Here is a 3,339-nt window from a genome sequence, read left to right as displayed (position 1 = left end):
GACGCGGAGACGGTGCTCGTCGACGGGCTCCGTTCGACCGTCGAGCTGGAGCGGTTCCGCGAGGCGTTCGGCGAGGAGTTCACGCTCGTCGCCGTACACGCCCCCTTCGAGACGCGAGCCGACCGTCTCGGCGAGCGCGGTCGGGACGACTCCGACGCCGACCAGGAGGCGCTGCGGGAGCGGGACGCCCGGGAGATCGCGCTCGGACTCGATGACACCCTGGAGCGGGCGGACGTCGAGATCGACAACACCGGGTCGCTCGCGGCGTTTCACGACCGGATCCGCGAGCTGCTCGGGGTGACAGAGGAGGCGGTCGCCGGCCGTGAGGGCGGCGACGCGGTCAGTGACGACGCCGCCGACCCCGTTGACACCACCGACGGCGGTGGTCGCCCGTGATCTACAGCGTCGACGTCCGTATCGTCGCGCCGGTGAACGACACCGAGGTGACCGACCGCGTCACCGACGCGGTCACGAACGTGTTCCCCGACGCCGAGCCCGTCCACGAGGAGGGACGGCTGGTCGCGGAGGCGCACACGCTCGACGCGTTCTCGGACGTCCTCCACGAACAGGAGATCCTCGACACCGCCCGGCGGGTGTTCCGCTCGAACGCCACCGAGGAGGGGTTCACGTTCGCGCTCAAAAAGCAGGCGGCGTTCGAGGGCGTCGTCAACTTCGCCGTCGGGGAGCCGGACGAGCTCGGCGAGATCGATGTCGAGGTTCGAGTTCGCGAGCCCGACGTCGAGTCGTTCATCGACTACGTCGCCCCGGAGACCGACGACGGGACGCCGGTCGACCCGATCCGGGAGTACGGCGACCGATACGATCCGAGCGAGGAGCCGTACTGACGCCCTACTCTCCGCCCAGCAGCGTGGATGCCGCCCCGCCGATCGCGCCGAACGCGACCGGGTAGACGACTCCGGCGAGAAGGACGGCGGTAATGAGGTCCGGTGCGATCGTCCCGTCCCCGATGGAGTAGCCGAAGAGGAGCGCGCCGATGACCGCAAGCGGGAGGTACCCGATGACGAGGAGCGCGCCAGCCTGCGCGCCGACTGCCGGGTCATCGGCGTTCGCGATCCGACCGGCGGCCAGCCCGGCGAGCAGGAGCAACAGCGGCGGAACGACGTACAGCGCCGTGAGCGTTCCCTCGTCCGAACCCGCGATGAAGTTCTCCGAACGGACGCCGCCGAACGGGACCGGGACCTCCGTGACGACGAAGTGGGCGTTGTAGAACACCCAGCCGACCGCCTGCCAGGACGGGATCGGGTCACTCCCGAACAGGTCGGCGATGAAGTTGAACGCCTCCAGCTGTTCCTCTATGCCGCCACGCTGTGTAACGTACACGAGGAGGTAACCGAGGACGTACGCCGCGATCCCGCCGGCGGCCCCGGCGGCGAGACGACTCGTCGTGTCCGAGCGGTCGGCGAGGGACATGAAACACAGGTCTGTCAGAAGATACAAGAAGGTGATGGCTCGAACCGTTCCGACGTTCCCCACGTCGCCTCAGTCGTCTCCGGGGACCGCGTCCGCGGGATCGACGACCGCTCCGTCGATCTCGTCGATACCCACCCGATCACACAGGCCGTAGAGCGGGCACGCTTCCGGACCGTCCAGACACGCGGGTTTCCGAGCGGAACAGTACTCCCGGCCGAACTGGATCATCGCCGTGTGGCCGAACCCGCACTTCTCCGGCGGGACCGCCGCCTCGATCGCCTCGCGAACGCCCTCGTGGTCGGCGCCGGCCGGAGCGAGCCCCATCCGTCGCGCGATCCGCTGCACGTGGGTGTCGACGGGGAAGACGCCGCCGCGCCCGCCCGCGAACAGGAGGACGCAGTCGGCCGTCTTCGGGCCCACGCCCTTGACCGACAACAGCGTGTCGCGGACCTCGCTCGGTTCGCCCTCGGTGACGAAGCGGTCGAACGCCGCGGTCGATCCGTACTCCTCGATCGCCCACTCGGCCGCCCGTCGTATCACCGTCGACTTCTGGTTGTAGAGGCCGGCCGACGCGATCGTCTCGGCGAGCTCGTCCTCGGCGGCGTCGGCGAGAGTCTCCGCCAGCCGATCGGCCGGCCCGTAGCGGTCCATCAGCGACTCGTGTGCCGGCTGGCTCGCCTTGTCGGAGGTGTTCTGTGAGAGGATCGTCCTGACGAGGCACTCGAACCCGTCACGGCCGCCGTACGCCTTCTGCCAGTACAGGTCCCCGAGCTCGTCAACGACCGCTTCCGCGCGCGAGTCGCCGTCGCCGGGGTCGAACTCGTCGTACGCGCCGCCGCCGTCCGGGCCGCCGCTGATGTTTTCCGCTGGTTCGTCGCGCATACGTCCGATCGGTCCCGAACGGTGAAAAACTCCGCGCGGAACGATCACGGAGTCACGGTCCCGGAACAATCACAGGGTCACGGTCCTCGAACAGAACCGCGTGAACTCACACGCGTTCCGTCCCCTCCGGCAGGTTGAAACGGATCGGCCCGTAATCGGATCTATGAGCGTCGAACACGCCTCTATCGAGGAGCTCGGCCGGGAACTCGGCGAGCAGATCGCGCGGACGCCGGAGTACGAGCGCTTCGAGGACGCACGCGAGGCCGTCCAACGCGACGAGGACGTCCAAGAGCGCATCGACGAGTTCGAACGAATCCGTGAGGAGTTCATGCAGGCGAGACGGACCGGGGACGCGAGCCAGTCGGACCTCAAACGTGTTCAACAGGCCCAGTCGGAGCTTCACTCGATGCCGGTGATGCGGGAGTTCCTCGACGCACAGGACGAGCTCTCCGACACTCTCGAATCGGTCAACGAGGCCATTTCCGAACCGCTTGCCGTCGACTTCGGCGGCGAAGCCGGCGGCTGTTGTCAGGACTGAGTGTCTGGATTTGGGCTGCTGTCCTCCTGGCGGCCGTTCTCCGAGCCGCCGCCCGGTCACGAACCGCTCGGACCCGCTTGAACCGTGACCGCAGTACGCGACTGCTCCCGCCCCCGTCGCCCGGACGTTTATATTGGATACCGACACACCTCGCTCCGTGATAGCCGTTGCCGGTGGAAAGGGTGGATCCGGGAAAACGACCACGACCGTCGGGGTCGCGCGTGCGCTTGCTCGACGTGGTGCCCCTGTCGTCGCCGCCGACGCCGACTGGGACCTTCCGAACCTCGCAGCGATGGCGACCGGACAGGTCGGGCGATCGTCCACCCCACAGAATCCCGGAGGACACGTCGCGTTGCCCGGGGTCGCAGCCCGTGTCGACGGGGTCGCCAGCGACGGGGTCCCGCTCCCGGCCGACCGCTCCGAGCCGACTGTCCTCGCGGCACCCGAACACCCCCGAACGGTCGACGCGAGACGGACGTTCGACGCGC

The 3,339-nt window shown here is 68.5% G+C and carries 6 protein-coding genes; 4 read left to right on the top strand and 2 right to left on the bottom strand.

Going from position 1 to position 3,339, the window contains the following annotated elements:
• Together ACFQEU_RS13290 and ACFQEU_RS13285 are read left to right on the top strand one after the other, a co-directional pair.
• Positions 1-396 (top strand): nucleoside/nucleotide kinase family protein (locus ACFQEU_RS13290; RefSeq protein WP_465261151.1); only part of this gene is annotated, 396 nt, incomplete at its 5' end.
• Positions 393-845, top strand: coding sequence for an RNA-binding domain-containing protein (locus ACFQEU_RS13285; protein ID WP_379782907.1), 453 nt, complete (start codon positions 393-395; stop codon positions 843-845). The genes ACFQEU_RS13290 and ACFQEU_RS13285, both read left to right, overlap by 4 nt.
• Positions 846-849: 4 nt before the next feature.
• Here the strand turns inward: ACFQEU_RS13285 and ACFQEU_RS13280 are convergent, their stop codons facing one another.
• Both ACFQEU_RS13280 and ACFQEU_RS13275 read right to left on the bottom strand, forming a co-directional pair.
• Entirely contained in the window at positions 850-1,431 is a 582-nt protein-coding gene (locus ACFQEU_RS13280; RefSeq protein ID WP_379782905.1) for a DUF7978 family protein, read from the bottom strand.
• A gap of 69 nt (positions 1,432-1,500) precedes the next feature.
• Positions 1,501-2,313: an endonuclease III domain-containing protein gene (locus ACFQEU_RS13275; RefSeq protein WP_379782903.1), complete on the bottom strand. Its 813-nt coding sequence runs from the start codon at positions 2,311-2,313 to the stop codon at positions 1,501-1,503.
• A 163-nt stretch (positions 2,314-2,476) separates the two neighbouring features.
• On the opposite strand from ACFQEU_RS13275, the gene ACFQEU_RS13270 reads away from it, so the two are divergent.
• Positions 2,477-2,851, top strand: a complete 375-nt coding sequence (locus ACFQEU_RS13270; RefSeq protein ID WP_379782901.1) for a YlbF/YmcA family competence regulator — start codon at positions 2,477-2,479, stop codon at positions 2,849-2,851.
• A gap of 157 nt (positions 2,852-3,008) precedes the next feature.
• The coding region (locus ACFQEU_RS13265; RefSeq protein ID WP_379782899.1) for a nucleotide-binding protein at positions 3,009-3,339 on the top strand (331 nt) is incomplete at its 3' end.

Origin of the sequence: Halorubrum tibetense, assembly GCF_042661865.1 — an archaeon.
Lineage (GTDB): Archaea > Halobacteriota > Halobacteria > Halobacteriales > Haloferacaceae > Halorubrum > Halorubrum tibetense.
The sequence above is the reverse complement of the archived record's forward strand: the minus strand, read 5'-3'. Positions and strand labels throughout refer to the sequence as shown.